General features: G+C 40.4%; 23 protein-coding genes, 1 tRNA gene and 1 riboswitch. Of the genes, 9 read left to right on the top strand and 15 right to left on the bottom strand.

All coding sequences use genetic code 11. From position 1 onward, the window contains the following. Positions 1–16: 16 nt before the first annotated feature. The 5 genes from H3302_RS09450 to H3302_RS09430 form a co-directional block, all read right to left on the bottom strand. Entirely contained in the window at positions 17–1,855 is a 1,839-nt protein-coding gene (locus H3302_RS09450) for a TonB-dependent siderophore receptor (RefSeq protein ID WP_182395016.1), read from the bottom strand. A 181-nt stretch (positions 1,856–2,036) separates the two neighbouring features. After that, positions 2,037–2,588 carry a DUF4136 domain-containing protein gene (locus H3302_RS09445; RefSeq protein ID WP_036967710.1) on the bottom strand — a complete coding sequence of 184 codons (552 nt, stop codon included), beginning with the start codon at positions 2,586–2,588 and terminating at the stop codon, positions 2,037–2,039. A gap of 164 nt (positions 2,589–2,752) precedes the next feature. Next, positions 2,753–5,539, bottom strand: coding sequence for an ATPase (locus H3302_RS09440; RefSeq protein ID WP_180310915.1), 2,787 nt, complete (start codon positions 5,537–5,539; stop codon positions 2,753–2,755). Continuing rightward, a complete protein-coding gene (locus tag H3302_RS09435) occupies positions 5,539–6,084 on the bottom strand; it encodes a condensin complex protein MksE (protein WP_062564547.1) in 546 nt (181 codons plus the stop codon). The genes H3302_RS09440 and H3302_RS09435 overlap by 1 nt, the downstream gene beginning before the upstream one ends. 2 nt (positions 6,085–6,086) lie before the next feature. After that, the gene (locus tag H3302_RS09430) at positions 6,087–7,361 is read right to left on the bottom strand and encodes a hypothetical protein (RefSeq protein ID WP_036967717.1); all 1,275 of its coding nucleotides are present in this window, start codon (positions 7,359–7,361) and stop codon (positions 6,087–6,089) included. Between the two features lie 148 nt (positions 7,362–7,509). On the opposite strand from H3302_RS09430, the gene nhaD reads away from it, so the two are divergent. Next, positions 7,510–8,757, top strand: coding sequence for a sodium:proton antiporter NhaD (nhaD, locus tag H3302_RS09425; RefSeq protein WP_074989311.1), 1,248 nt, complete (start codon positions 7,510–7,512; stop codon positions 8,755–8,757). Positions 8,758–8,842: 85 nt separating this feature from the next. After that, positions 8,843–9,015: riboswitch (Lysine riboswitch) on the top strand. Positions 9,016–9,096: 81 nt separating this feature from the next. Next, on the top strand, positions 9,097–10,476 hold the full coding sequence (gene lysC, locus H3302_RS09420) for a lysine-sensitive aspartokinase 3 (protein WP_065978684.1): 1,380 nt from the start codon (positions 9,097–9,099) through the stop codon (positions 10,474–10,476). Here lysC and H3302_RS09415 read toward each other — a convergent pair. Next, entirely contained in the window at positions 10,453–11,193 is a 741-nt protein-coding gene (locus tag H3302_RS09415; protein WP_180310913.1) for a 4'-phosphopantetheinyl transferase superfamily protein, read from the bottom strand. The two genes, lysC and H3302_RS09415, sit on opposite strands and share 24 nt — an antisense overlap. Before the next feature lie 148 nt (positions 11,194–11,341). Between H3302_RS09415 and H3302_RS09410 the strand changes: the two genes are divergently transcribed. Beyond that, the gene (locus H3302_RS09410) at positions 11,342–12,667 is read left to right on the top strand and encodes a sodium-dependent transporter (RefSeq protein WP_065978682.1); all 1,326 of its coding nucleotides are present in this window, start codon (positions 11,342–11,344) and stop codon (positions 12,665–12,667) included. A gap of 131 nt (positions 12,668–12,798) precedes the next feature. On the opposite strand, the gene H3302_RS09405 is transcribed toward H3302_RS09410, so the two are convergent. Continuing rightward, a complete protein-coding gene (locus tag H3302_RS09405; RefSeq protein WP_180311636.1) occupies positions 12,799–13,782 on the bottom strand; it encodes a 2-hydroxyacid dehydrogenase in 984 nt (327 codons plus the stop codon). Continuing rightward, positions 13,748–14,263, bottom strand: a complete 516-nt coding sequence (locus H3302_RS09400; RefSeq protein WP_065978532.1) for a glutathione peroxidase — start codon at positions 14,261–14,263, stop codon at positions 13,748–13,750. The genes H3302_RS09405 and H3302_RS09400 overlap by 35 nt, the downstream gene beginning before the upstream one ends. A gap of 119 nt (positions 14,264–14,382) precedes the next feature. Between H3302_RS09400 and H3302_RS09395 the strand changes: the two genes are divergently transcribed. Beyond that, positions 14,383–15,264, top strand: coding sequence for an NAD(P)-dependent oxidoreductase (locus tag H3302_RS09395; RefSeq protein WP_036967732.1), 882 nt, complete (start codon positions 14,383–14,385; stop codon positions 15,262–15,264). A gap of 65 nt (positions 15,265–15,329) precedes the next feature. Here H3302_RS09395 and H3302_RS09390 read toward each other — a convergent pair whose 3' ends face one another. Next, the gene (locus H3302_RS09390) at positions 15,330–16,133 is read right to left on the bottom strand and encodes a hypothetical protein (RefSeq protein WP_180310912.1); all 804 of its coding nucleotides are present in this window, start codon (positions 16,131–16,133) and stop codon (positions 15,330–15,332) included. Between the two features lie 104 nt (positions 16,134–16,237). Then, entirely contained in the window at positions 16,238–17,683 is a 1,446-nt protein-coding gene (gene sbcB, locus H3302_RS09385) for an exodeoxyribonuclease I (protein WP_074989316.1), read from the bottom strand. A gap of 266 nt (positions 17,684–17,949) precedes the next feature. Between sbcB and H3302_RS09380 the strand changes: the two genes are divergently transcribed. The 3 genes from H3302_RS09380 to H3302_RS09370 all read left to right on the top strand — a co-directional run bounded on the left by H3302_RS09380 (position 17,950) and on the right by H3302_RS09370 (position 19,290). Next, on the top strand, positions 17,950–18,135 hold the full coding sequence (locus tag H3302_RS09380) for a hypothetical protein (RefSeq protein ID WP_075594361.1): 186 nt from the start codon (positions 17,950–17,952) through the stop codon (positions 18,133–18,135). Between the two features lie 73 nt (positions 18,136–18,208). After that, positions 18,209–18,784: a hypothetical protein gene (locus H3302_RS09375; RefSeq protein WP_075594360.1), complete on the top strand. Its 576-nt coding sequence runs from the start codon at positions 18,209–18,211 to the stop codon at positions 18,782–18,784. A 125-nt stretch (positions 18,785–18,909) separates the two neighbouring features. Continuing rightward, positions 18,910–19,290: a hypothetical protein gene (locus H3302_RS09370; protein WP_036967741.1), complete on the top strand. Its 381-nt coding sequence runs from the start codon at positions 18,910–18,912 to the stop codon at positions 19,288–19,290. A gap of 11 nt (positions 19,291–19,301) precedes the next feature. On the opposite strand, the gene H3302_RS09365 is transcribed toward H3302_RS09370, so the two are convergent. Together H3302_RS09365 and H3302_RS09360 are read right to left on the bottom strand one after the other, a co-directional pair. Then, positions 19,302–19,721: a hypothetical protein gene (locus H3302_RS09365; protein ID WP_065978526.1), complete on the bottom strand. Its 420-nt coding sequence runs from the start codon at positions 19,719–19,721 to the stop codon at positions 19,302–19,304. Positions 19,722–19,806: 85 nt separating this feature from the next. Further along, positions 19,807–20,751 carry a sodium-dependent bicarbonate transport family permease gene (locus H3302_RS09360; protein ID WP_065978525.1) on the bottom strand — a complete coding sequence of 315 codons (945 nt, stop codon included), beginning with the start codon at positions 20,749–20,751 and terminating at the stop codon, positions 19,807–19,809. Between the two features lie 108 nt (positions 20,752–20,859). Between H3302_RS09360 and H3302_RS09355 the strand changes: the two genes are divergently transcribed. Then, on the top strand, positions 20,860–21,819 hold the full coding sequence (locus H3302_RS09355) for a LysR family transcriptional regulator (protein WP_036967747.1): 960 nt from the start codon (positions 20,860–20,862) through the stop codon (positions 21,817–21,819). A gap of 111 nt (positions 21,820–21,930) precedes the next feature. Here the strand turns inward: H3302_RS09355 and H3302_RS09350 are convergent, their stop codons facing one another. Next, complete coding sequence (locus tag H3302_RS09350) at positions 21,931–22,824, bottom strand: TIGR01777 family oxidoreductase (protein ID WP_036967749.1); 894 nt, start codon at positions 22,822–22,824, stop codon at positions 21,931–21,933. An 87-nt stretch (positions 22,825–22,911) separates the two neighbouring features. Then, entirely contained in the window at positions 22,912–24,210 is a 1,299-nt protein-coding gene (locus tag H3302_RS09345; RefSeq protein ID WP_182395014.1) for a diguanylate cyclase domain-containing protein, read from the bottom strand. 280 nt (positions 24,211–24,490) lie between these two features. Here H3302_RS09345 and H3302_RS09340 point away from each other — a divergent pair, with 280 nt between their 5' ends. After that, positions 24,491–25,822, top strand: coding sequence for an AarF/ABC1/UbiB kinase family protein (locus H3302_RS09340; protein WP_182395004.1), 1,332 nt, complete (start codon positions 24,491–24,493; stop codon positions 25,820–25,822). A gap of 21 nt (positions 25,823–25,843) precedes the next feature. Here the strand turns inward: H3302_RS09340 and H3302_RS09335 are convergent. Then, positions 25,844–25,920 (bottom strand) — tRNA-Pro (locus tag H3302_RS09335). Positions 25,921–25,977 lie beyond the last annotated feature (57 nt).

The raw sequence follows: 25,977 nt of genomic DNA, 5'->3' as shown, positions 1-25,977 counted from the left end.
ATTTTTGGTTTGTGAACTACCAGCTATACGTAGCGCTTAGTGTATATTGCTCGCCACGTCCTGGAGTGCCGGGGACTTCTTCGAATGATTCATCCCATATGTTGTCTGCTGCTAAAGTAATAAACACATTTTCAAGCTGAGCTGGAGTGAATTTTAGCGTCAGTTGCGTAAAGAAGGCTTCATCGCTTGAGCGTCTCAGGCGATTGCTGTGCTGTTTACGCCATTCATTATCAATACGCAGTTCAAGTACGTCCATTGGTTGCCAAACTGCACCGAGTGTTACACGGTGATCTGGATAGTTTAGGGCGTAAAAACTCGCATCAATATCCGCTGCGCCATAATCTTCTGACTTTTCTAAATAGGTGTAGCTGGCAATAAGGTCGGTGGTGTCAAACGACTTATTAGCTAGGAACTCAACCCCTAAAGTATCAATATCAACAGGGTTGGCAAAACGCGCTGAGGTTGCATCAAAGCGGTAGGTCCAGTCAGTGAGGTTTTTATCTTTACGATAAAATATCGCTGAATCTAAGCGCCATGTTTGCTCTTCAATTAGCAAGCCTAACTCGAGGTTGTCGGTCGTTTCGCGCTCAAGGTTGTAGTTACTTCTGAATAAACCACCTGTTTCGCTGCCACCAATCGCTGTATAACCTGGTACTTGAGTTGCCTCTGCGTATGACGCATACCACGTGTGTTCACTGCCATTTTGATTGACAACTTTAAGGCTCGCATCAGCAATGAAGGAGGTATCTGAACTATCACGATTTGTGTTATCAAATGCTACACCCGCACGCACGGTAAGCTGTTTGTCAGTAGCAAGTGCTGTTGTGTATTCTGGCAATACGCTTAACTTTGTGTAATTGCGTGAAGTAAAGTTGTTTTCAAGAGAAGTAGACTCAATAGAATCTGCAATAAATTGCCCTGAGTAGTTAATTGCATATGCCGTGTTGAGTGCGTGGCGGCCCGATAACCCCAGTGATTTTACCGTTGTTTCGTGAAATGCTTCAAAAATAGCGGGGTTTTCACGTGATAATACATAGTGATCGTTATGTTTACGATAATAACCAGTCACTTCAAATGTATTGCTCGCACCGTACAAGTGTTTGTGGTTTAACATTACCAATGTGGTTTCAAGATCTTCGGTTTCATTAAAATTAAACGGCGTGTATAAGTTGGGCCAACCAAAAAACTTTGCTTGTTTACCGAACATTAAATCAGTTTGTGAAGTGTCACTTGCCAGTTGAATGCGTGCCGATGCGCGTTCAAAATCATGGTCACCATTCTTAATAGAACCATCACTTTTTGAATGCGAATACTCACCTTCAAAGCCTAAGCGCCAATCAGGCATGCTCTCAAGCTTTTGGCTGTGCGCTGCATGAATACTCTGTAAGTTAAAGCCATTGCTACCAACCCCTAACGAAGCACTCCCTGTGCTTGTAATAGGTCGCCAGCCAAATGAAACGGTCCCTACAGAGCTATTCATGCCATATAGAGCGTTATCAGCACCGGTTAGAACCGCTGGGCCTGCTAGCATCTGCGGTGCAATAGGAATTTCTGCAAAGTAATGCCCTGACTGTGGATCGAATAAGGTGCTGCTGCCAACACGAAAGCCGGTATTTTCAAAAATACCACCCCGTATCGTCACATCGGCTTGTGCCTCAGCCATATTACGTGATTGTAAGTCGACACGTGGGTCGTATTCTAAATTTGAAACGGGCGCATCAAAGGTGCCAACAGGTTCTTTATTGGCTGTTGCTGATACTTCAACGGTGATTTGTTCAATGTTGTTTGCTTCTTCTGCAAACAGTGAGCAAGTGACGAATAATGCAGGAAGTGTGAAGTGTACCGCTCGTACCATCTAAAACTCTCTTATGATTACTGTGTTGAGAGCAGTGGGGTTAATTACCGTATAAACATGGCAAACCACTGCAAAATTGCGGCTATTGTATCTGAATCACTGAGTTATACCACTCCAACCAGCATTGATTTAGGCATAAAAAAACCGCGAATTAATCGCGGTCTTTTATCGAAACATGTAATTATTGCTTCACTGACTGTGGCGGAAAGTTACTTAAAATATTCGCGACAGTTTCTTTGATCACTTCAGTACGTTTTTCTGGTGACTGGTTCTTTTGTAAACGACCTTCTTTAGCTCCACGCCAAACAAGTTGGTTAGAAGCGCGGTCGACAACATCTAAAATTAATGTGCCTACTTCGTACTCACGCGTTGTTGTTTGCGTGTTGTAGCCCATGCCCCAATAATTCCAACGTGCGCCATAACCAACATTAAACGTATCTACATCGATTTTAGTATCAACAGATGCATGGTAGTTAATAAGTACATCAGCTTGTGCAACGTCAACCAGTTGCATACCACTTTTTTCAAGTTCAGCATTTACCGCTTCGCGGACACGCTTTTCCATTAATGGACTGATTTGGTAGTTTGCAACATTCTTTGTTAGGCTCGCGTTAGGAACCCACGAGAAAGTTTTATAGTTGCTAAAGTCAGCTGATTTATCGTAATCCCAATCAGGGGTTTTAGCACAAGCCGCTAAAAATAAAACAGCCGTTGCGATTAATAAGTTCTTCATACTGTTTGCTCCTTGGCAAAAATTTCCACTACTTGATTGATAACATAACACAAAAATAATTCAACTGAATGATTATTTAGTTACTATGGCACATTTCAAAAAAAGTAATGTAATAGAATGTAAATATAGTCATCCTTGACTGAATCATTTATTAATTTATGTGATTAGGCGCTGTGTTCGACCTCAATCCAGTCTTTTTCATCGACCCAGTTTTGTGCCCCATCTTTTACTGTCCGAATAGGCACAATATAGTCACAACTCACTTGTGGCTTAACAGATGCAAAAATTGGCACAAAGCCAAAACTCAATGCGGTTTCTATTATTGCTTTTTGGTTTTGTGGGTCGATATCCGCCGCTTCATCAATATAAATAGGGATACGGTATAAGTTTTGTTCTTGATCACTTAACAGGTAGCGAATAAACAGCATGCCACATAGTAACTTAATTGTTATACGTGTGCCGTTAGAGCCCGCGGAGTCAATTTTTTCAAAGTGCTCTGTTTCACCTGCACGGTTTACTACCTCAAAGCGAATATCAAATAAATCGGTCAGTGTTAATCCCGCTTTATCTGAAGCGAGCTTAATTAAATGATCTTTTGCTTCGTTTACTGCCGACTCACTGTACGGCTCTTGGCTTAATAAATCGAGAGTATCACCTTGCTCAAACTGGTTTGAGGTACTGATAATGGTGTCGATACTATCAACCAACATTTTTCGCGGGATCACATTGATCTTAAAGGCTTGTAAGTTTGAAATACGATGCTGACTAATGCCTTTGTTAAAGCTATTCATTTCGCGGCGAAGGCGATCTAGGTCTTCACGAAGGCCTTTAATGGTGGCGGCTACTTCGGTAAGGGCAACTCGGCCTTGGCGCTCAACCGCATCGCGTTCGTTATCAATATTGTTAAACGCGCTTATTAGTTTTTCGTACTTAGTGAACTCATCGTTTTCGTTATCGAACTTTGTAATTCCTGCATTGTAAATATGCATGTAGGTATTGCGCACGTTGATATCAAAGTTTCTCAGCTCTTGGCAATCTTTATTAAAATGATGAATGAGATCACTTAAGTTATCAAAATCAATGCTGATTTCGATCATGTACGGCGTTACTTTGCCTGAGTAAAAATCGAGAGTATGGTCAATTCGCTCCGACTTAACTTGACGTAAGCGGTCAGCTTGGCGGGCGAGTAGATCTTTTTTCGATTTGATAATTGAACGACGATCACTAATTGACCCACTGTTTTTTTGGATATCTTGCAGGTAGTCGTCCACTTGTTCGCGTTCAGCATTTAGCTGCTCTTTAAGCAGGGTTTGCGCATCAACAGATTGCTGCATGATTTCAAATTGTTCAAAGCGTTTTAACGCCTCTTCAGAGGCCATTAGCTCATCATAAAGCGCGTCTTTCTCTTTTTGCTTTTGGGCGACATTGGCAGCAACTTCGCGCTGCTGTTTAAACTCTTTTAATGAGTTTTCAAGTGCGGCTAATTGTGCGGTTAATTGCTCTTTGTTTTCGCCAGTTTGCATTTGCACTGGGCTAAGCTTTTTGAGCTTAATCGTTGCACCCGGTAGGGTAAGAATACCGCCTTTTACGTTGGCTGATAATTGCTCTAAAAATTCCCCAAAGGCATCTTCGTCAGTAATCTCGACATCCCCATTGCTGGTGGTCGCAAACGAGAGAATATCGGGATTGAGAATACGCGAAATTTCTTCAACCTCTTTTAAAGACAAGTCTTCACGCATACGAGTAAAGAGGTTGAACTCTAAGTTTTTCAGCTGCAGCTTTAAGCTTTTAATTTGCTTTTGTGTTTCGCTGATGCGGTAATCAAGCGTGTGTAAGCTTTGCCCTTGTGCGCTGTTTAATGAATGCGACAGCGACTCATAGTCCTGCTTAAGCTGGGTAAGGCTTACTTTTAAAGTGGCTTTATTAACCAGTTCAAACTCAGATTTTAATGCTCGGTAGTCTAAAAACCATTGCTCAATTTGCGTTTGTTTGCGTTCAATATCGCGAGACTGTTGAATGTATAACTGTTGCTTTTGTTCAAATTCGTGTTTTTCGTGCTCGATATCTTCAAGGGCAAGATTGAGCTCTGTTAGCTGCTCTTGTTGATAGCTTTCAAAGTCAATTAAAGCTTGGTCAATCTTAGGTGCGTACGCAGCCAGTTTACCTTTTAATACGGTTTGATTTTCAAGCATAGATTCAAGGGCTGCAATAGGCTCTTGCATTGATTCAAGGGCTTTTAACTCGCGTTTGGCACGGTTTACTTTGTCGAATGAGCGACGCCATACTTCATAAAAGTCTACCCGAGAGTTTGACATATGGCGCTCAAACACACGCAGCATAAAGCGTTTAACATCACTGGCACCGAGCTTGTGCAAGTTAAGAATACGGCGGAAGATTTCTTTGTAAATTGCCGAGTCTTGTACGTTATTCAGCGGGATCATTTTTAAATTGATATCGCCATCAAACGGCGTCGCACCACCAGTTAAAAGGGCGTTGAGCTCTTGTGCTTTAAGTTCAATAGGATTGAATCCTTGCTCTTTTAAATGATTAAACAGCTTAGTGAACTTAACAATAGTTTTGCCTTGGGTGTAATGGTCAAGGTGTAGTTTGCCCTGATAGCAAAAAAACTGATGTGCGAATCCTGCAATTTTACCCAAACCAGCAACCCCAATGACCACTGGGCCGTTTGGTAAGTCGGCTTCAAGTAATATATATGATTGGTCGGATGAAAAATAAAACTTTCGGGTTTCATCTAAATCGTGACCATCCCACTCGGTAAGGCGTAAATCATTAATTAGCGGAAACTGCAGGGCATTAATAACAGAGCTTTTACCGGTATTGTTAGGGGCACAAATCGAGCTACTTTTATCAAGCGGGATCACGCATTTTGCATAGCCAGCGGTATTTAATAGCGCAAGCTTACTGAGTCCGTATAGGCTTTGGCTTTGCATTATTCGTCATCTCCTAGGTAGGTTTCTTCGTTTACTTCCATTAATGCATCGATATAACGATAAATAGGGGCTTGTAGCATAAAGCCGTTTTCAACTTCGCGGGCAAGTCCTAAGCGCACCATACGTAGATACACATCTTTACGTAAATCTGAGCCAGAGAAAATTTCAAGTTGATCAAACAAATGTTTATTAATTTGCACAAGGGTTTGCATGAGCTCTAAGTCATTAACTTCGTCGAACAAAGCGCGCATCGGGTCTTTACCTGTGTTGGCATAGTGTTCAATCAAAATGTAAATAGTCAGTGCAATAGCGCGCGAGATCTTGCCCATATTAGGTGTGCTTTCATCGCTGCCAAAGTAGTAATAGCCACGGCTATCGTGTTGTAAATCATGACCGAGTGCATTGAATAGGGCGCGATAAGCATCAATGTGTTGATCAAGCTCTTGCCACATTAAGGTGTCTTGCTCGCTAATGTGATAGCCTGAGGTGAGCTTTTTATTAATCGCTTGTAGATGTGTTAAATCATCTAAATTAATATCTGTCATAGTTATTGCTCTGTTGCTTGTTTGTCATCAGCAGGCGATGAATTAAACGGGTAGAGTGAAAAGTGCTGCTGGGCAATCTTTATTTTTACTTTTTCTTGGCTTTGGCTGATTTCAAGGTCGCCATCGCTAATGAGTTTTTGATATAAAAACAGCATTTCGTCAGCGTCAAGGTCGGGGTAGCTTTCATCTAAGAAACTAAGCAGCGGTTGTGACTTTTTGGTGGCCTTTTTGAAGCGCTTTTTAAACTGTGATTTTACATCGTTGTAATCGGGGATATTAGGGCTTTGGTACGCCGGCACATCTTGATGCTCTGGTAGCTCGTATTCATCGTGCTCAAAGTCAACTAAACCTGCCATATAGGCGATAATATGGCGTTGTTGACCAAGTGAAAAGCGTTGTGAATCAGAAACAAAATTAGGTTGCACGGCGCTCAGCATGTTATCAACGCCATTTTTACGCACAAGCCCAAGTACTTTCGCTGCTTGGCGGGTGATCAAGTTATTACGGCGCAGCTCTTCACGCAGTGGCATTAGCATATCAGCACTTTTACGCAGGCTTTCGCGACCCACTAAATGCATTTCTAAAATACGCGTTCGAAGTTGCTCAAGCATGCGTTTGTCTTGGTATGACTTTCCGAGCCGATCAATTTGTTCAATCTGAAGGCTTATTTGCGTTTCAATGGTGTTAAAACAAGCATGGAAATCGCCGCGTATATCAACCATTTCAAGCATTGGCTCTATGTATTCGTCAAATGCTTCTATAACAGCTTGATAGCGTTTTTGTAGCGATTGTACTGCGTTATTAGCTTTAGCTTGTTCAACAATATTTAAAATAGCGTTTTCGTTATGGCTAAACAGTTTCATTATTTTGCGAACCCGATCATCCATAATTCGGCTAAAGCGACGCAGCTCGTCGTAATCTTCAATTTCTCCGGCTTTTGCTAAGCGGTTGCCCAAGCGTGCTAAGTCATCAACTAATACGTTGATCTCTTGTGCTAAACCCAAATGTTCTTCTTGCAATAAAAAGGTTGCAAAGTCAGCAATTGCGCGGTTGATTTCTAATTGCGAAGATTTTGCCAGTGGAATAATAATATCTTGATTCAATAAACGATTTGTTTCTTTATAAATGCGTTCATTTGACCAGCTTGGCTGTTTTTGTTTTATCGCATTTTGCACGTCTTTTAAGCTGAAATCAGCCATCTTAAAACGTTTAAATAAGAGTTCTAACACCCCCCAATGCTCTGTAAGGGTATTTAATAACTTTTTAGCTGGGATCATACGGCTCCAGTAAATCAAAATTTTGGTGTTAGCGTTTAGTAGTAATTTATGTAATTGAGAATAGTTTTATGACTTAGATGCTGCTAGAATCCGCGCCGAAACACTCGACTTACAATTTTTACATTTTTATAAAGGTTGTTCAAACACCATGGTAACCCCACTTATCCTAACCCTGATAGCGGTGGCATTTTTGCTTATCGTTATAGAGGATATTATCCATGTAAACAAGGCCAAAACGACGCTTTTTTTTGGCACTTTATGCTGGATTATCTTGTTTATCTCTCCAATTCATGGGCAAAGCCCAGAAACTATACAACATCAACTTGATCACAATATTTTAGAAATTGCTACTTTGTGGTTATTCCTAATGGCTGCTATGACCTTTGTTGCTTATTTAAACTCGAAAGGGTTTATTCAAAATATTGTTCACAAAATTATGCCAAATCAAATCAGCGAACGAAAGCTGATGTTTTTGATTGGTGGTTTTGCGTTTTTGTTTTCTTCTATTTCCGACAATATCACAGCAACATTAATTTCGCTTGCAGTAGTGATGTCGCTAAAGCTTGATCCTAAAAAATTAATAAAATACGCGACCCTCATTGTATTCAGTGTGAACTCTGGTGGGGTATCACTTATTACGGGTGATGTAACGACCTTAATGATTTTCCTTGATGAGAAAGTCACCATCGGTAACTTGTTATTGCTTATTGTGCCTTCACTTGCAAGTGTGGCGCTATTGGCTGTTATGCTATCTACGGGGATGTCAGGGAATGTCGTATTCGAAAAACAAGCTGCCCGCCGCATAGAAAAGACCGACATCACCATTGCGGTGATCTTTTTCTCGACGATTATCGCAACCCTAACACTCAGTGTGCTTTATAGTGTGCCACCACTATTAACCTTTTTATTTGGTTTGTCGTTAATGTTTTTAGTGGCGCAATTTTTAATGCGCAAGAAAGACGTTAACAAAAAAATTATTGATTATATTCGTGAAATTGAATACGACACGCTCTTATTCTTCGTGGGGGTATTGCTACTCGTAGGTGCGCTTAAAGAAGTGGGTATGCTGTCTAAATTTACGCACTTATATGAGCTTATGGCGCCTGAGTATGCAAACTACTTAATGGGCTTGTTGTCGGCTGCGGTTGATAACGTGCCGCTAACGGCTGCATTACTGAAAGCCGATATTGTCATGAGCCCTCAGCAATGGTTATCGTTTACCTATGCGACAGGTGTCGGAGGCTCAATGCTTATTATCGGCTCTGCAGCGGGTATTATCGCAATGAGTAAAGTAAAAGCATTAACGTTTATGAGTTATTTAAAAATGTCGCTGTATTTATTAATAGCTTATACAACGGGTTATTATGGCTCATACCTAGCGGGAAGTTTTATTTAATACTTGACAGCTAGACGTCTAAACGATAAGTTTCAAAGCCTGCTTTTTATAGCAGGCTTTGTTATTTTAACCAGGTGTTAACTTAACATTCAGAAGAGGTGCGATACTTAGGTATTTAATGTGAGGTGACGATTGCCAATGACCATTAAAGAGGGAAGTACTCGCCGAGGAAAGTAATCGGTCGTCGCGGTTATTTTTCGGTTTATGGGGCTGAATCCTCAAAACTGTCACCAAACTAGGTGGAGAGCTTCTGGCAGTGGACTACTCTTTTTTATCAAAGCACCCCTTGCCGAGTTCTTCTTGAATTAATGTGGATTGTTACCCACAAAAGGAGACGACATGAATACCCAATTAGCCGCCAACTCGAAATCAGATTATGTAGTTGCAAAATTTGGTGGCACCAGTGTAGCTAACTTTGACGCCATGAGTCGTTGTGCAGAAATTGTCTGTGCAGATAATCAAGTACGCGTTGTTGCAGTGAGTGCAAGTGCGGGCGTAACCAATCATTTAGTTGCACTGTGTAAAGGTGATTTAAGCGCAGCACAGCGCGATGAACACATCACAGGTGTTATTGCTATTCAAGAAAATATTTTAGCCGAGCTGTCGCTGGATGCTGATTTAGCTCATGGCTTTGATGAAACCTTAAAAGCATTTCAAACGCTTGCAGCAGCAGGGGCTAAATCGGCCGCTGAGCAAGATGAACTGCTGAGCTTTGGTGAGCGCCTGTCATCTTATTTATTTACTCAAGTACTGCGTGGTCAGGGCTTAGATGCTGTGCGATTTGATGTGCGTAAAGTCTTAAAAACAGATAGTCAATTTGCAAAAGCTACCCCAAACATTGCTGCAACAGCCGCGGCAGCGCAAAAACATTTAGTGCCCTTATTAGCAGAACAAGTTGTGGTAACCCAAGGCTTTATTGGCAGTGATGAGCATAACCAAACAACCACGTTAGGCCGTGGTGGTTCTGACTACAGCGCGGCATTGCTTGCAGAAGCAATTAACGCTAAAAGTGTGCATATTTGGACTGATGTAGTGGGTATTTTCAGTACAGATCCGCGTTTATGTGTAAAAGCCACGCCTATTGCTCGACTAAGCTTTGACGAAGCCGCTGAAATGGCAACCTTTGGGGCAAAAGTATTGCACCCCGCGACTATTTTACCGGCAAGTCGCAGCCATATTAGCGTGTTTGTTGGCTCAAGCCGTGAACCGCAATTAGGGGGCACATGGATTGAAAAAGAAAAGTCAGAGCAGCCTGGTATTCGAGCAGTCACACAGCGTAAAAACCAAATTCTTTTAACGGTTAAAAGCCCAGAAATGCTTTTAGCCAGTGGTTTCTTAGCGCGTGTTTTCACTATTTTAAGTGAGTTTAATATCTCGGTTGATTTAGTAACAACCTCTGAAATCAGTGTGGCAATTACCTTAGATAACGCACCTAACGCATCACGCCCAGAGCTTGATCAAGCCTGTTTAGATAAACTCTCTGAGTTTTGTCATGTATCGGTTGAGAATAACTTAACGTTGGTAGCATTAATTGGTTCAGAAATTCAATTACGTCAGCAAGAAACTAACTTAATGCAGGTATTGAGTGATTTTAATATTCGCTTAATCTGCCATGGTGCAAGTAAACATAACCTGTGCTTTTTAGTTGAGCAGAGTGAGTCTGACCTTGTTGTTCAAGCTATTCATAGTCGTTTATTAGAAAGCCAAAACGCGGCGTAAGTCGTCAAATGTCATAAAAGAGCACTGCCAGTCAGTGCTTTTTTGTGCCACCACGCTAATATCAAAATCATTTACGGTTCGGCTTGATGCGGTCAAGCTATGTTTTTCAATTTCCTCAAACACATTTGGGCTCAAGAGCTTAGCGATAGGCTGTGCAGTTGCTTTGGCCAACGCTTCTTTGAGTGTCCAAATTCTAAAAAAACACCCAGCTTGCTCGTTTATATCGTTAAAGGCGCTAATTAGGTTGACTTCTTCTTGGTGATAAAAGTGTTTGGCAAGTTTTACAAAGGGGCGTGTTTTTGTGTAGTGTTCAATATCGAAACCAAATTTATGTTGCTCAGGGTTGAGTGCTGCGCCGATAAAACCACGCGAATGCGATAAACAGGCCCAAATGGGCTCACCCTCAGGCGTGTGTAGTTTAAGCTTGCTGTCTGCGTCATCAAATTGGCTTGAAATGTCGCAAAGAGGTGTGTTTTTAAATGCTGGAACGCTGAGCTTTAATAAATACTTAAGTGTTAACCGTGTGGCAATGTACTCTTGTTTTGCTGCTTGTACTTTGCGCTTTGCAAGTACGCTTTGCTCAAACTGGCTGAGTAATTTACTAACCGGCAGGGCACTAATATCGATATGTGAAGCATCCACAAGTACGATTTGTTTATCAGCTGAACTTACTGCTGAATCAATTTTTAAAGTGTTAGAAAAATAGTGACTGCTCATGGTTTGCGGCTTTCGCATATACTCAGAATTAGATTTGTTTATTTTTACAGCAAATGCACGGTTGCAGGCACACACAAACGCAAATTGTTTACGCAGTTGACTGTAATTATGGTTTAATGAGGAAAAATAATAACAGAAATGTAGATGTATGGCACAAGTTCGTGACGGCTTCCAAAGTCGTATTGGTTTTGTTCTCGCCGCTTCTGGTGCGGCAGTAGGTTTAGGTAATATTTGGGGTTTCCCAACGCAAGCGGCAAACCATGGCGGCGGTGCATTTTTACTTGTTTATTTTATTGTTATTTTCTTATTAGCGCTTCCAGCCTTGTACACCGAACTGTATTTAGGTCATCAAGCGCAAGCAAATCCTGTTAAAGCGTTATCAAGTGCATGGCAAGATACCTCGCCAAAAGTCGGTGCCGCAGCGGGTTACATAGGCCTATTTGGCGCCATTGTGATGCTAAGTTTTTATTCGATTGTTGCAGGTTGGATGCTTGCATATGCGCTTGAACCAATCGCTAGCTTTTTTGGTTTAGCTAAGCTCAGTGACTTTTTACACAGTGATTCAATGGCGCGCAATTTTGTGTTTACGCCACTCATGCTTATCTTAACAGCCAGTATTATTTTAAAAGGGGTTAAATCGGGTATCGAGACCTGGTCACGCCGCTTAATGCCACTATTGTTAGTGTTGCTGGTGGCTTTAATTGCTTATATTGCCACCCTTGATGGCGCAATGGATGGCTTTGCTGCTTATTTAGTGCCTGATTTTAGTCAAATTTTCGATGCAAACTTAATTATTGCCGCGATGGGGCAAGCGTTCTTTTCATTGTCGTTAGGTGTGGGGTGTATGATGGTATATGGCTCATATTTAAAGCCAGACGCCAACTTACCAAAACTAACAGGCACGGTTGCATTGCTTGATACGGGGGTGGCATTTTTAGCAGGGTTATTAATTATTCCTGCCATTTTTGTTGCTCAGCACAACGGCGTTGAGGTATTCAGTAATGGTAAGCTAGTCGGTGAGGGGCAATTAATTTTTGCAATATTACCTGAGCTTTTTAGCACTATGGGGCAAGTAGGCTTACTGGTTGGCTTGTTGTTTTTTGTGTTGATGTCGATTGCATCGGTGACCTCAACTATTTCATCAACTGAAATTCCTGTCGCATTTTTAGTTGAAAATCACAGCATTGAGCGTAAACAAGCCACGTTATTTGTAACCTTAGTTGTGTTTGTTGCTTCATCTTTGATCATTCTTAACTTTGATTGGTTATTTGGCTTAGTGATTATGGTATTAACACAATACCAATTACCGCTGATGGGGCTGTTTTATTTCATTACTGTAGGTTGGTTATGGAAACGTGGTAACAAATTACACCAAGTGGCGAGTGGCCCACATTATTGGTTCGCTCAGTACATTCGTTTTGTGTGTCCGTTACTGATGACCGCAGTGTTCGTGAATGTGGCGCTGTTGAAATAAAACTATCAGCTTTAATTCGAGAGTCACTTGTTTAAAAGGCGTAGGGCGCAAACCTTACGCCCTTATTGTTTAAGTGCATAGAGTTATTTTAAGAGCATAGAACTATTTTAAGCGCATAGAGTTAAGCGCATTTAAATAACTTCATTAGTCAGTGGCAAGCCTTGGCTTAACTCATTAGCACTTTGCAGTGTGGTGCAAGCTATTTCGTTAAGGGCTTCTTGAGTGAAAAAACCTTGGTGACCTGTAACAAGTACGTTTGGGAAACTGACTAAGCGAGAAAAAATGTCATCCTGCATAATTTCTTCACGGTGATCTTTAAAGAACAGTTCTGATTCTTGTTCGTAAACATCAAGCCCCAGATAGCCAATTTTTTTTGATTTTAGCGCATTGATACAGGCTTTACTGTCTAGTAGCGCACCGCGTGAGGTGTTGATTAGCATGACACCTTCTTTCATTTTTTCAAATGCAGCTTCATTAATTAAGTGATGGGTATGCTCATTTAGTGGACAGTGCAAAGAAATGACATCACTTTGCGTGAGTAGGGTATCTAAGTCACATAGCGTAAATGGCCCTGCTTTTACTTTAGGATCACACACTAAAACGTTAGCGCCAAAACCATTTAAAATATTTACCAGTGCTAAGCCAATTTTACCACAGCCAATAATGCCAATGGTTTTTTTAAATAGGTTAAAGCCGAGTAAGCCATTTAAATCAAAGTTGCCTTCGCGAACGCGATTAAATGCTTTATGTGTTTTGCGATTAAGTGTCAACATGAGCGCAATACAATGCTCTGCAACTGCTTCTGGGCTGTAAGCGGGTACGCGGCAAACTTTTATTCCATGCTCTTTGGCGGCTTCAAGGTCAACATTATTAAAGCCAGCACAGCGTAATAAAATGGCTTTAACACCATCGTTCGCTAAAGCAGAAATGACGTGTTTATCAACGGTATCGTTAACAAACACGCATACAGCATCAAAACCTTTGCTTAATGGTGCGGTTGTTATATTCAGTGATTGCTCAATGAAGCTCAGAGAAACAGACTCACTGTAATTAGTTGAGTTATTGTCAAAGAAGGGTTTCTCATATTTTTGCGCACTGAATAAGGCCAGCTTTATCATTTAAATTACTCTCTATCACCATTTTGAGGGTTTCAGGTTTGGTACGCGGGGCGTACCGTGCAATGAGTTGACCTTCTGAGTTTATAAGAAATTTGGTGAAATTCCATTTAATTGCGCGGTTTTGCGCAATTCCACGTGTATGGCATTTTAAATAATTAAATAACGGATGCGCCTCAGGCCCATTAACGAGCACTTTATTAAAAAGAGGAAAGCTTACATTAAAGTGTTGCTGGTAATACGCTAATAATTCTCCACCTTCGAGTGGCTCATTATGACCAAATTGGTTACAGGCAAAACCCAGCACAGTAAAATTATGGTCTTTATATGTGTTGTAAAGTTTTTCGAGACTTGCCATTTGCATCGAAAAATTACATTTACTGGCAATGTTAACAATAAGAGTGGTTTTGCCTTGTAGCGACGCAAGGCTAAAATTTTCACCAGACGCAAGCTGGGCATTAAAACGATATATACTATCCATGTTTTACCTGTGTGTTTTTAACTTACTTAAAATTAATGAACGCTTTTTCATTCGCTTTTTAGTTATTCGATTGAGATAATGAAATTGTTACTAATTTATCACTCAAATAGGTCAGTTTTATGTCAATGAAAGTCGCCTTCATCGGATTAGGTGTCATGGGTTACCCTATGGCGGGTCATCTTGCTAACGCAGGTCATCACGTGACTGTTTATAACCGCACAACAGCAAAAGCACAAAAGTGGGTATCAGAATATCAAGGTCACTACAGCGAAACGCCAAAAGAAGCGGCAAAAGACGCTGACATTGTGTTTATGTGTGTTGGTAACGACGATGATTTACGCTCAGTGGTGTACGGCGAAAATGGTGTACTGGCTAGCATGCAAGCCGGTAGCTATTTAGTTGACCATACAACGACCTCAGCAGAAGTCGCTCGTGAAGTGGGTGCTAAAGCTAAGCAACAAGGTATTGCGTTTTTAGATGCCCCGGTGTCTGGTGGTCAGGCTGGTGCAGAGAATGGTGTTCTCACTGTGATGGTGGGTGGCGCAGAGGCTGACTTTGGTGTTGTGCAACCTGTCATGGCTGCTTTTAGTCGTTTTAGCCAACTATTAGGTGAAGTAGGTTCAGGTCAGCTTTGCAAAATGGTGAACCAAATTTGTATTGCCGGGGTAGTACAGGGCTTAGCAGAAGGACTTCACTTTGCTAAACAAGCTGGCCTTGATGGTGAAAAAGTGATTGAAACAATTTCTAAAGGTGCCGCAGGTTCATGGCAAATGGAAAACCGCTACAAAACAATGTGGGCAGGTGAGTACGAATTTGGCTTTGCAGTCGATTGGATGCGTAAAGATTTAGGCATTGCTCTTGATGAGGCAAAAGCGAACGGCGCAACGTTGCCTATGACGGCAACAGTTGACCAGTATTATGCCGATGTACAAGCCTTAGGCGGCGGCCGATACGATACCTCTAGTTTATTAGCACGTATTGAGGCGTTGCATAAAAAGTAATGGGGTATTGGTCATAAAAAGTGCCTAGCATTGCTAGGCACATGTGAACTCTTATAAAAACTATTTTAATAGCAGCTAACTTGCGAGACTAATCTTTGCCCATTTTCAGCTCTCGTAAAGGCAATTTTACAATGAGTGCCTATATTAAGTGAGCCCCCATAGACAATATCTACAAAAGGCTGTGTATTACTGGTACTTAGGTTTGCATTGAAGAGTGTTGAACCATCTGAGTTCTTAACTGTTTTCGTTAAATCTGCGACTAAGCTATATTTGCCATTTTTTATCTCTATTAGTGCAAAAGGTTCGCCGCGACTGTCTTTTACTAAGACGATATTTTGGTCTCCACTATCAAACAAGGATGCAAATACATCTTTGAAATCTATAGTTCCGCTTGCAAAGTTTTTGAAGTCTTCACTGAAACTTGTTCCATTATTTTGCACACTTGGCTCTGAGGTATTGCGGTTATTTCTGGTTACAACTGTGGAAGTAAATGCGCTATGTAATGCACTTGATTCAAAAGCTTTTTTAAAGCGAGTGAAGGCACTGAAAGTATCAGAAACACTTGTTGGTGCTGAGCAAGCATTACAATTAATTATAAAGCCATGGTGGAACTGTTTAAATATAACTGCCCTAGATTTAATGACATTTGTAGAAAATGAGATTGAATCATTATTTTCAGAATAAAGTGTTGTATCAATCTTCTCGTAATCTACTCCCATCTCATTACACTGACCCATATAGCTAGCATCAGGTTTATATATACAAGCGCGTATGTAAGTTTCGAAATCCATTTTGGATTCAAAAGAGTAGGCATGGCTTATGCCAATGAATAAAATGACAAATAGGGTAAAATGCATACTTTTTTTCATAAATATTCCTTTATTTATATAATGTTAGAGCATTGCTTTTTGTATAAACGGTTTAATCTTATAAGGTGCCATTTTCACAAAAAGCATGGTAATTGATGGTTATATTACATACTTTGTGCGTAGTTATACAGTGCTTTTAAAATGTGCAGATTTTTTTCATTATCGTCGTGCTCATGAGCTAAATTTTCGAGCGTAATCATAAAATCGTGTGCGCTAATAGAAGGACTGTCATCGCCGTGCATTAATTTATTTTGGCAATACATACGCCACTGTGCAAGTTCGTCTTGGCTTAAGGTGTGTGGCCAGTTGCGAGCACGGTATCTAAACAACAAGGTGTTAAACTTTTTGTCTTCAAAATCTAACTGCATTGTGGCCAGTTGCTCAGGGCTTGCATCGCGAATAATGGCAAATTTGGCTTTATCGGCATGGCTCGTAAAGCCATCATATAGTTGATAGTCAGGGTTATGTGTTTCACCGTAGTCACGTTGTTCGTTAAATACTTCGGTTACTTTGTCGCGAAGTTCAGTATTGGCTTTTAATATAGCAAGGTTTTGCAAACACTTTTCGCGGTCTATCCCTAGGCGTGCGGCATTTTCTGGTAATAGTGTTTTAGCGGGCGCAAGAATAGGGCACTTATTTAAGTGAACTAGTTTTAAGCCGACAGGGGCCTCGTTTTCGCCAAGGTCGGTGTGTTTGGTGTAAAGGCGTGTCCGTAACTCTTCAACCGATAAATCTAATAACACCTGCGGATCATCTGTTAAATTAAAGCAGATGATGGCGTTTTTGTTTACTGGATGAAAACTCATCGGCGCTATCCAGCTAGTACAGCCTTGGCTTGCCGGTATGCGTGATGAAGTATGTACCAGCGGTGTCATGTTGAACACATCAACTAAATCAGCCAGCGCTTTTTTAGAGCGTAAACCAAAAAAGAATTGATACAGCTTGGGTTGTTTTTCTTTTATAAGCTTTGCAAGCGCAATGGTTGCAGTAACATCACTTAACGCGTCGTGAGCTGCGGCATGTTCTATGCCGTTAGCAACAGTTAAATGCTCAAGTTTAAAGCTGGGTGTGCCATCATCTTTTAATGGCCACTCAATACCTTCTGGTCGCAACGCATAACAAGCACGAACAAGGTCAATAATATCCCAACGGCTATTATTGTTTTTATACTCTCGCTCGTAAGGGTCATAAAAATTACGATATAGACTGTAACGTGTTACTTCATCGTCAAAGCGAATACTGTTATAGCCAGCTACACAGGTGTTAGGCTGACTAAACTCGGCATGAATTTTTGCCATAAATTCGGCTTCAGGCAGTCCTTTTTGCATGGCTATTTGTGGTGTAATGCCGGTTATTAAACACGCCTCTGGGTGCGGTAAATAGTCTGCCGCGGGTTTACAATATTCAATGAGCGGCTCACCAATAATATTTAAATCAAGATCGGTACGTATGCCAGCAAATTGACTCGGGCGGTCTTTTTGCGGGCTGGCGCCAAAGGTCTCGTAGTCATGCCAGTAAATTGTTGGTTGCTGTTGTTCTTGATATGCCATGCATTAAACCTTGCTAAGCGTATGTGCGCTTACCATTAAATTTATTAGTTAACAGAATTATGGCATAGAGCCTTATTAGTTTATAGAGCAAAGCGTAAAGGTGTTAGGGAATGTCTATTTTACCAACAAGGGTAGAACAAAAAATAGCCTATCGATTGTTTTTTATGCTTATATAGAGATTAAGAGTGTTGTGTTACTAAAATAGCAATATAAGTGGCGCAGTACTTGCTAAGAAACAGCATCTTTAACAATGAAGGAACAAAAAAATGACTTTATCAGCCCTATTACTATCTACTTTAGCATTCGACGCAGCACCAGCAACAAGTTTTGATACTCAAAAACTTCAGGGGAGTGGCGGAATTATTATTATTAAAGATCCAAAGAAAAAGCAAGAGTTACAAGGTTCTGGCGGTATCATCATTATTAAAGATCCTAAGAAAAAAGAAAACTAATTCTCTAAGTCAGCTGAATTGCTGGTTTTCTTTTAAATATAGTTATATCCTACCCGCGGTTTAAGGGTGGGATATGATTGATTACATCTCTGATTTATATAATGAATTTATGTTTGCTAGTGAAAGTAGAGATGCTTTTTCATTGCAAGTCATAATTTCGTTGATGTATTTAGTTGCTTTAGTTTTGTCTGTTTATAGAGCAGTAAAAAACAAAGAGCTATTTAGTGACTTTTTATCAATTGCTGTAGTAGTAACTAAGTACTTAATTACGTCGCTTTTAATGGAAAAAGTTCTTCTTTACATACATGAAAGCCACGCTGTTAATAATGCACAGAATGTATATTTAGCACTATGTTTGTTTAACCTTTTGAGTATATGGTTGCTTTACATACTGCATGTGAAGCTTAGCTATAAATTTGGCTTATTATTTTTTTGTGTGCTCAAATTAACAATCATTATTGCTTTATCTCATTTTATTTTATGGTTTAAATTTGTTGTCTTGGATATCCAAGCCGAGCACGCCTATATTCATTACATTTACAGTTTTGTCGTCCTTTACATTAGTATTGCCTTAGCTGTGGTGATGCTTTTCCCCAGTTTGCTTAAAACGAAGTTAAAATTTTTGGTGAGTCCAAGTTGGCCACACTAGAGATTGGGCGCGAATCAGATATTTCTTATATATCAGCCTCGTACTATCATTTATAATGCTTTTTCCTGATGTATTACGAACCAAGTTTGGGTGTATAGTAACATTTAGTTTACCGAGGGAACGTGATGCTTGAACTAATTTACAGTGCAATTGCCGTTTTAGCTATCCTGCTTATAGCGAGTACATGGCTAATTGCGCGTAAAAACATATTTGAAGATCAAATAAGAAGCAAATCGGTTGAAGTCGTTTGGTGTACCATTCAGGCTGAAAATGAAACCGATATAAATAAAGCGCTCAAATTATTTAATAAAGCCGAAGCTTTAAAAAGTGAAATTGCGGCTTTACTAGGCGAGTCGCCAAATGTAGCCAACTTTAAATTTGCCGAACCAATAGATTTTACTGATGATACGTTAAAAGATTTATCGCTGGGCGAATTGCAGCGCTACTATGATAAACAAAATAATATTGCCGATATCTATAATGAGTTATACAAAGGCAAGAATTAAAAAAAGCCAAGTTATTTAACTTGGCTTTGTATTTTTAACTCGTTTTCAATCTGTTCTACATGAATTTCTGCCAGCTCACCCAGTGTTTCTTGATTGTGATTTTCACCCTTAATTAAGCCAGCCATAGACATTTTTTTGATACTTTTGATAATGCCGTTCTTAATCGCTTTTAATTGGTCATTACTTAATTGCACCGTGTGTTGATTTTGACCATTAAGTAAATAGTCAAAACTCACGTGTGTTGCTTTACTCGTTTTATCAATTAATGAATAAGGGATGGTGGCACTGAAAATACAGTGCTCACTAAATCCGCTTTGTAATGATAAATGGTGCTCAAGTTCTGCATTATTTTGCACATTGTATTCAGCACATAAGCGCTTAAAAATGTTACTCACATGCTGTTGCTCTGTGCTGAGAGATTGATCAAACATATAGCAAGTCCTTGCACATTTTTTCTTTATATTAAACGACTTTAGTCCAAATCGCATTCATAAAGTGATGTTTAAATTCACTTTTTTATGAGATTAGTAATGCCATATGATGATACAAACCTATACCGACTAATACATTAAACGGAAAGGTTATCCCAAGCGAGCTTAACATGGCTAAGCCAATATCTGCATCGGGGATTGCTGCTTTAATCGCTGCAGGTGCTGCAATGTAAGATGCGCTAGCAACTAAGCTTCCTAAAATTACGATTGAGCCAAGCTCAAGCTGCAATGCGGTGCCAACCCCAACACCAATCGCACCTAATAAGTTGGGTGTAATAAGTGCAAACAACGCTAATCGCCAATGATGCCATGGAATAGGGCGTAGTGTTTGTGCTGCCATAAGACCCATTTCAAGTAAAAATAAGGCTAATACAACTTTAAAGCTATTGGTTAGTAAGCTCGTAACTTGGCTGCCTTGTTGTGTGCCATACATCATGCCTATAATAACGCCACCTACAAGCAGAATAACACTTTTGTTTGTTAAGGTTTCATGCCACAGCGCCTTAAGCGATAGGTTACCTGCAGAGGCTTTATTTCCTAGTCGGCGATAAAGCAATAAGCCAACAATAATGGCCGGCAGCTCAAGCATGACGAGATACAGGGTTACTTCGGCACCTACCACAAGTGAATTTGATTCGGCGTACGCCAAAGCAACAGCAAATGTACCTGCACTCACCGAGCCATAATGTGCTGCAATACTTGCACTGTTTGCGACCGATAAATTAAGTAAGCGTTTGAGTACGGGGTAAAGTAGAAGAGGGATACACGCTCCGAGTAACAATACCGATCCCATTTCAGGTAATAATTGCCAATGTATATTTCCGTGTAGCACCATGCCACCTTTTAAACCAATTGTTAGCATTAACAATAGGCTGAGAGTTTCATAAGTTGCTTGCGGAATTTTTAGATCAGATCGTAATAAACCTGCGGCTAACCCTAAAACAAAAAACATGACAACAATATCAGGCACTTTTTTCTCCTCTTAGTTAAAAGCGCCGCTATTCTAAATAAAAAAACACATAGTAAATAATTAAATGAATGCTACCATCATATAGGTTTTTATCTATGAGGTGAGGTTGTGGACTTACGACATATTTCTTTTCGGCTATTAGAAGTGTTTATGTGTGTAGTTAAAACACGTTCAATTAGTGAAACGGCAAGGCAATTACATTTAACGCAGCCAACAGTATCGCAGCAAATAAAGCGACTGCAAGAAACTGTAAACGAGCCTCTCATTGTGGTTAACCAGCAGCGTATTCATATTACCGAAGCGGGGTTTGCTTTATTTCAAACTTGTCAGCAAGTGTTTGGTCATTTTGACGATTATCAAGATTATTTGGTTGAATTGAGAGGCGGTGAGCGGGGACGTTGCAAAATAGCGATTGTAAATACAGCGCAATACATCCTGCCAAAACTATTAGGGCCATACAGTAATTTACATCCGCATGTAGAACTTCCGTTAGAAATAGGAAACAGGGCCGAAGTATTGGCTCGGTTTGAAAGAGGTGAAGATGATATTTATGTATTTAGTCATCCACCGTCGCTTGAGCACGCGAAAGCAGGGCGTTTTTTACAAAATCCCTTAGTGTTTATCGCCCCAATGAATCACCCTCTGGCTAAATCTTCACACGTAACACTGCATGATTTAATGACTGAGCGCTTTTTATTGCGTGAGCCAGGTTCGGCGACACGCATGTTATTCGAAAGTGAGTTACAAAGCCGTGGCTTTGTACTTAGTGACACCGTGCAAATGGCAAGTAATGAGGCTATTAGGGTTGCCGTCGGTTCTGGAATGGGATTAGGTGTTGTGTCTCGTCATGTATTGCCAGCACACGATAAAAGCTTTTGTATGCTTAATGTTGTTGATGTTCAGCTGGCAAGTCATTGGTATTTTGTTGTTCGGACAGATCGGCATTTGTCCCATGCTGCACGTAATTTTTTAAGATTTGCAGAACTTAATTTAGAACAGTGCTTAGACAAAGAATGGGTTACAAATGAGCTTCATACGCTAAACCACAGTTTAACCATGAAGACGTAGCTACATGTATATTTTGGTACGTCGCTGGTTTGCCATGATAGTTAGAAAACCTTTACTGCATAACAGTATACAGTAAAGGTTTATACAAATTTAATTTTACTTATCAATGTATTACAGTTTTAAACTTTCCAGCGCAGGTTTTAGCTCAGGGTAATGAAAGCGATAGTTATGCGCGAGTAATTTATTCGGCATGACGAACTGACCATGGATAAGTAAGTCTGACATTTCACCCATCATCAGCTTAAGTAACCAACTAGGCATTCTGAGCATGGCGGGGCGCGAAAGTACCGTCCCTAATGTTTGGCTAAACTCATTATTGTCAACTGGGTTTGGAGCTGTGGCATTAATTGGCCCATGCAAGTCGTCGTGGGTCAGTACAAATAATATCAGCTGAATCATATCGTCAATATGGATCCAAGACATACCTTGGTGACCATGCCCTAAAGGCCCACCAAAACCAAACTTGAATGCAGGTAACATTTTACTCAGTGCGCCACCTTGTTTGGCAAGAACAACACCCGTTCTCAGCAAGCAAACACGGGTTTTGCTTGATTGCGCTTTGGTGGCTGCATGCTCCCAATCTCGACAGAGAACATGGCTGAATTCTGGGTATATATCATTAAATTCCTCATCTATATGTTTGTCGCCTTGACGACCATAAAAACCAATGGCGCTACCAGAAATAAAGGTATGAGGAGGCGTTTCACACCGGCTAATCGCTTTAGATATTTGCAATGTTAGGTTTATTCGACTGTCGAGCAAACGGCGTTTTTGTGACTCGCTCCAACGTTTGTTAACAATAGGCTCGCCAGCCAAATTTATCACTGCATCTATATCTTCAAAATCAACCTCATCCAACGACTTTACAGCATGCACTTGATGAGTCAGTAATACATTGGCTTGAATAGGATTTCGGCTCAGTACTGTGACTTTATGATGGTTTAAAAGAAATGGGCACAAATGCTTTCCAATGAGGCCTGTTCCACCTGTTAATAAAATATGCATAGGGCACCTTAATTAAATGAGTGTATGTTTTTTATACATAGCGACTGAGCTTTTTGCAAATTTGTACGTAATAAGCATTGAATAAGTTCAGTTATCTCCCTCAATTCCTTGAAAAATTTTATATGTGTGTAACTGGCTTTGCTTGGCTTCGTACATTGCCTGATCAGCAAATTTTAATAATTGTGTATGGTCAGTTGTGTGATCGGGTGAGACAGCAATACCAATACTTAAAGTGACTTTTAAGTTATGCTGCTCTACCTCAAAGGGGCTGTTGAACTTATCGAGCAAGTGCTTGATCATCGCATCAATATAACTTAGTTTTCTGAGGTGGTGAGCCACAATAATAAATTCATCACCGCCATAACGATATACATCATCATCAGCACGCACAGCGCCAGTTATTCTTTTAGCAGCTTCAACAAGCACTTTATCACCAATGACATGACCGTATTGATCGTTCAATTGTTTAAACTGATTAATATCGATAAATATAACAGCCATCTTATTGTTCTTTGAGCTTGCACTAATGGCGAATTTTAATTGACGGTCAAGCTCTGTTCGGTTCAACACACCTGTAAGGTGGTCATGACTTACCAAAAAACTTAACTTGTTGGTGCGCCTGTAAATAATGTTGCTCATACGATGAAAACGTCGAAGTAAATAGCCAATTTCATTGGTGTCACATTTTTCAATACGATCAGGTATTTCGCCTTTTTCTAGCTTTTCGGTATTTTTAAGTAATCTCTTTAGCGGTTTAAACAGCTTATTGTTAATGTAAAAAGCACAAAAAATGGATAGGAAAATAAATAACGGAATTTGCACAGATACGACTTGCGTAATAAGTAACCGGTTATTCTGGAAATCTGCGTTTCGCTCAGCCAACCTTGTACGCTCAACATTTTGAAATTGTTTTATTAACGCCTCAATTTGCTCCATTAACGCTTTACCTTCGTTGGTGTAAACAATGCTTTTTGCCTCTTCGGCTGCATCGGGCGTATTTTGTTTTATTAAATTAATCGTTAAATTCAGTTCGGCGAATTTTTTCTCAATCAATGCATCGAGTTGTGCAAGGTTTTGTTGCTGTTTTTTGTCATTCAGAGTCAGCTTATTGAGTATTAGGAATTGTTCTTTCGTTTTTTCTAAACCACGGTAGTAGGGATCAAGATAATTGAGGTTCTCTGTTAAAAGATAACCTCTTTGGCCCGTTTCAGCATTAATAATATGGTTATAGAGTCGTTCAGATTGATCAATAATCTCATGAGTACGATTAAGTACATCAAATTTTAAACGGCCTTCTCTGTCGAGAATAAAGACAATAAAAGTGTTTATCAAAACGACAATAAACAAAGTGCTCAATAATAATATTAATTGTGTTCTAAGAGACATTGAGAGGCCAGAGCTGAGAAATGAGTGATTTATAATAATAAAGTATTGTCGATACTTAGAAATTTTCCAATTTTCGCCTCAATTTAGTGGCTTAAAATGACGTAGTTTGAGTGATAAATGACGAAATCACTTTTTATCTTCACTACAAGTTAATTGATTTTTATAGCGTGTATTGTGTCGCGTTTAAAATTACATACATTGTTAAAGCTCAATACAAAGGGGATCTAAAGTTCTTTTACTTACGTATTTAAAACATGATACATAAAATACGTGACACGCTATGACTATTAAACAAAGTGCAGTGCCTACATCAAGGTTTTCAAGGGCTGCAAGCCTTGGTGCTTTAGTCTCGAAAGTGGCGGGAAATATGCTGTTTTCAAGCGCAAAAGCATGGGTCGCTGGCAAGGAAACCTCTCGTCAAGAATTATTATTACAGCCTAAGAATATTCAGCGTCTTACCGAGCAGCTTGCCCATTTACGTGGTGCCGCGATGAAATTGGGCCAACTGTTGTCGATGGATAGTGGTGAGTTACTTACGCCCGAATTGTCGGCAATTCTCGCTCGGTTACGTGCTGAGGCGACACCTATGCCACACAAACAGCTCGTACAGGTAATGCGCAACCATTGGGGGGATGCGTGGCTAGAGCACTTATCGCACTTTGAATTACGGCCGTTCGCTGCTGCGTCGATAGGGCAAGTGCATATTTCCTACACTGAAATGGGGAAAAAACTGGCGGTGAAAGTTCAATACCCAGGCATTGCAAAAGGGATTGCCAGTGATGTTGATAACCTTGCTTATCTACTCAAAATAAGTGGCTTGCTCCCAAAAAATGTGGACCTGCAACCCCTTATTGATGAAGCTAAACAGCAATTGATAAATGAAGCAGACTACGAGCTTGAAGCACGATACCTAACACGTTATCGCGCTTGCTTAGCCGATGATGAAAACTACGTTATTCCAAAAGTGGTTGATGAGCTCAGCTCAAAGCAGATACTAGTCATGCATTTTGTTGAAGGGCAAGAGATAGAGGCACTTGTAGATGCACAGCAAGCGTTAAGAAACAAAGCGGTAGAACAGTTACTGCGTTTGTTTTTGAATGAGCTATTAACCTTTAAGCTGATACAAACAGACCCGAACTTTGCTAACTATCAGTATCAAATGGACCAGCAGCGTTTAGTGTTATTAGACTTTGGCGCAACGCGTGAATTACCACAACATATAAGCAATGGTTATTTGCAATTATTATCTGCAGCCGCCAAAAATGACAGAGCAGAAGTTGCAGCAGCAGCCAAGCGTATCGGGTATTTTGGGCAAGAACTAGCGCAAGAATACATTGATAACGTTGTCGATATTTTTCTACTCGCGTGTGAGCCACTTAGCCGTCAAGGCGAGTACGATTTCGCTAAAAGCGATTTACCAAAACGCATCAAAGAACTCGGTCTTGAAATGAGCACTGCATCGCAATACTGGCATGCACCACCAGTTGACGCACTATTCGTACACAGGAAGTTAGCTGGGTTGTTTTTAATCGCTGCAAAGTTAGGCGCAAAAGTAGATGTGAACCAAATATTCACTGAGTTTAAACTGCAACGCAATAAAGAAAGCGATTAGAGATACAGTGGGGGAGGAAAATGGTCGGCATAGCAGGATTTGAACCTGCGACCCCTGACACCCCATGACAGTGCGCTACCAAGCTGCGCTATATGCCGACATTTGAGGCAATAGTACGTCTTTTTTTATAAAAATCAATACACCTGTGGTCTGAT

Origin of the sequence: Pseudoalteromonas sp. MT33b (genome assembly GCF_014117385.1) — a bacterium.
Lineage (GTDB): Bacteria > Pseudomonadota > Gammaproteobacteria > Enterobacterales > Alteromonadaceae > Pseudoalteromonas > Pseudoalteromonas lipolytica.
Note: the sequence above shows the minus strand (reverse complement) of the source record. Positions and strands in the feature narration are given on the sequence as shown.

Bases quoted from the DNA above. Each gene is read 5' to 3' on its own strand.
- H3302_RS09375 (WP_075594360.1), top strand. From the start codon at position 18,209: ATGATTGATTACATCTCTGATTTATATAATGAATTTATGTTTGCTAGT.
- nhaD (WP_074989311.1), top strand. From the start codon at position 7,510: ATGGTAACCCCACTTATCCTAACCCTGATAGCGGTGGCATTTTTGCTT.
- H3302_RS09350 (WP_036967749.1), bottom strand. From the start codon at position 22,824: ATGCATATTTTATTAACAGGTGGAACAGGCCTCATTGGAAAGCATTTG.
- H3302_RS09390 (WP_180310912.1), bottom strand. From the start codon at position 16,133: ATGAAAAAAAGTATGCATTTTACCCTATTTGTCATTTTATTCATTGGC.
- sbcB (WP_074989316.1), bottom strand. From the start codon at position 17,683: ATGGCATATCAAGAACAACAGCAACCAACAATTTACTGGCATGACTAC.
- H3302_RS09430 (WP_036967717.1), bottom strand. From the start codon at position 7,361: ATGATCCCAGCTAAAAAGTTATTAAATACCCTTACAGAGCATTGGGGG.
- H3302_RS09450 (WP_182395016.1), bottom strand. From the start codon at position 1,855: ATGGTACGAGCGGTACACTTCACACTTCCTGCATTATTCGTCACTTGC.
- H3302_RS09410 (WP_065978682.1), top strand. From the start codon at position 11,342: ATGGCACAAGTTCGTGACGGCTTCCAAAGTCGTATTGGTTTTGTTCTC.
- H3302_RS09370 (WP_036967741.1), top strand. From the start codon at position 18,910: ATGCTTGAACTAATTTACAGTGCAATTGCCGTTTTAGCTATCCTGCTT.
- H3302_RS09415 (WP_180310913.1), bottom strand. From the start codon at position 11,193: ATGAGCAGTCACTATTTTTCTAACACTTTAAAAATTGATTCAGCAGTA.
- H3302_RS09340 (WP_182395004.1), top strand. From the start codon at position 24,491: ATGACTATTAAACAAAGTGCAGTGCCTACATCAAGGTTTTCAAGGGCT.
- H3302_RS09400 (WP_065978532.1), bottom strand. From the start codon at position 14,263: ATGGATAGTATATATCGTTTTAATGCCCAGCTTGCGTCTGGTGAAAAT.
- H3302_RS09445 (WP_036967710.1), bottom strand. From the start codon at position 2,588: ATGAAGAACTTATTAATCGCAACGGCTGTTTTATTTTTAGCGGCTTGT.
- lysC (WP_065978684.1), top strand. From the start codon at position 9,097: ATGAATACCCAATTAGCCGCCAACTCGAAATCAGATTATGTAGTTGCA.
- H3302_RS09345 (WP_182395014.1), bottom strand. From the start codon at position 24,210: ATGTCTCTTAGAACACAATTAATATTATTATTGAGCACTTTGTTTATT.
- H3302_RS09440 (WP_180310915.1), bottom strand. From the start codon at position 5,539: ATGCAAAGCCAAAGCCTATACGGACTCAGTAAGCTTGCGCTATTAAAT.
- H3302_RS09395 (WP_036967732.1), top strand. From the start codon at position 14,383: ATGTCAATGAAAGTCGCCTTCATCGGATTAGGTGTCATGGGTTACCCT.
- H3302_RS09380 (WP_075594361.1), top strand. From the start codon at position 17,950: ATGACTTTATCAGCCCTATTACTATCTACTTTAGCATTCGACGCAGCA.
- H3302_RS09435 (WP_062564547.1), bottom strand. From the start codon at position 6,084: ATGACAGATATTAATTTAGATGATTTAACACATCTACAAGCGATTAAT.
- H3302_RS09365 (WP_065978526.1), bottom strand. From the start codon at position 19,721: ATGTTTGATCAATCTCTCAGCACAGAGCAACAGCATGTGAGTAACATT.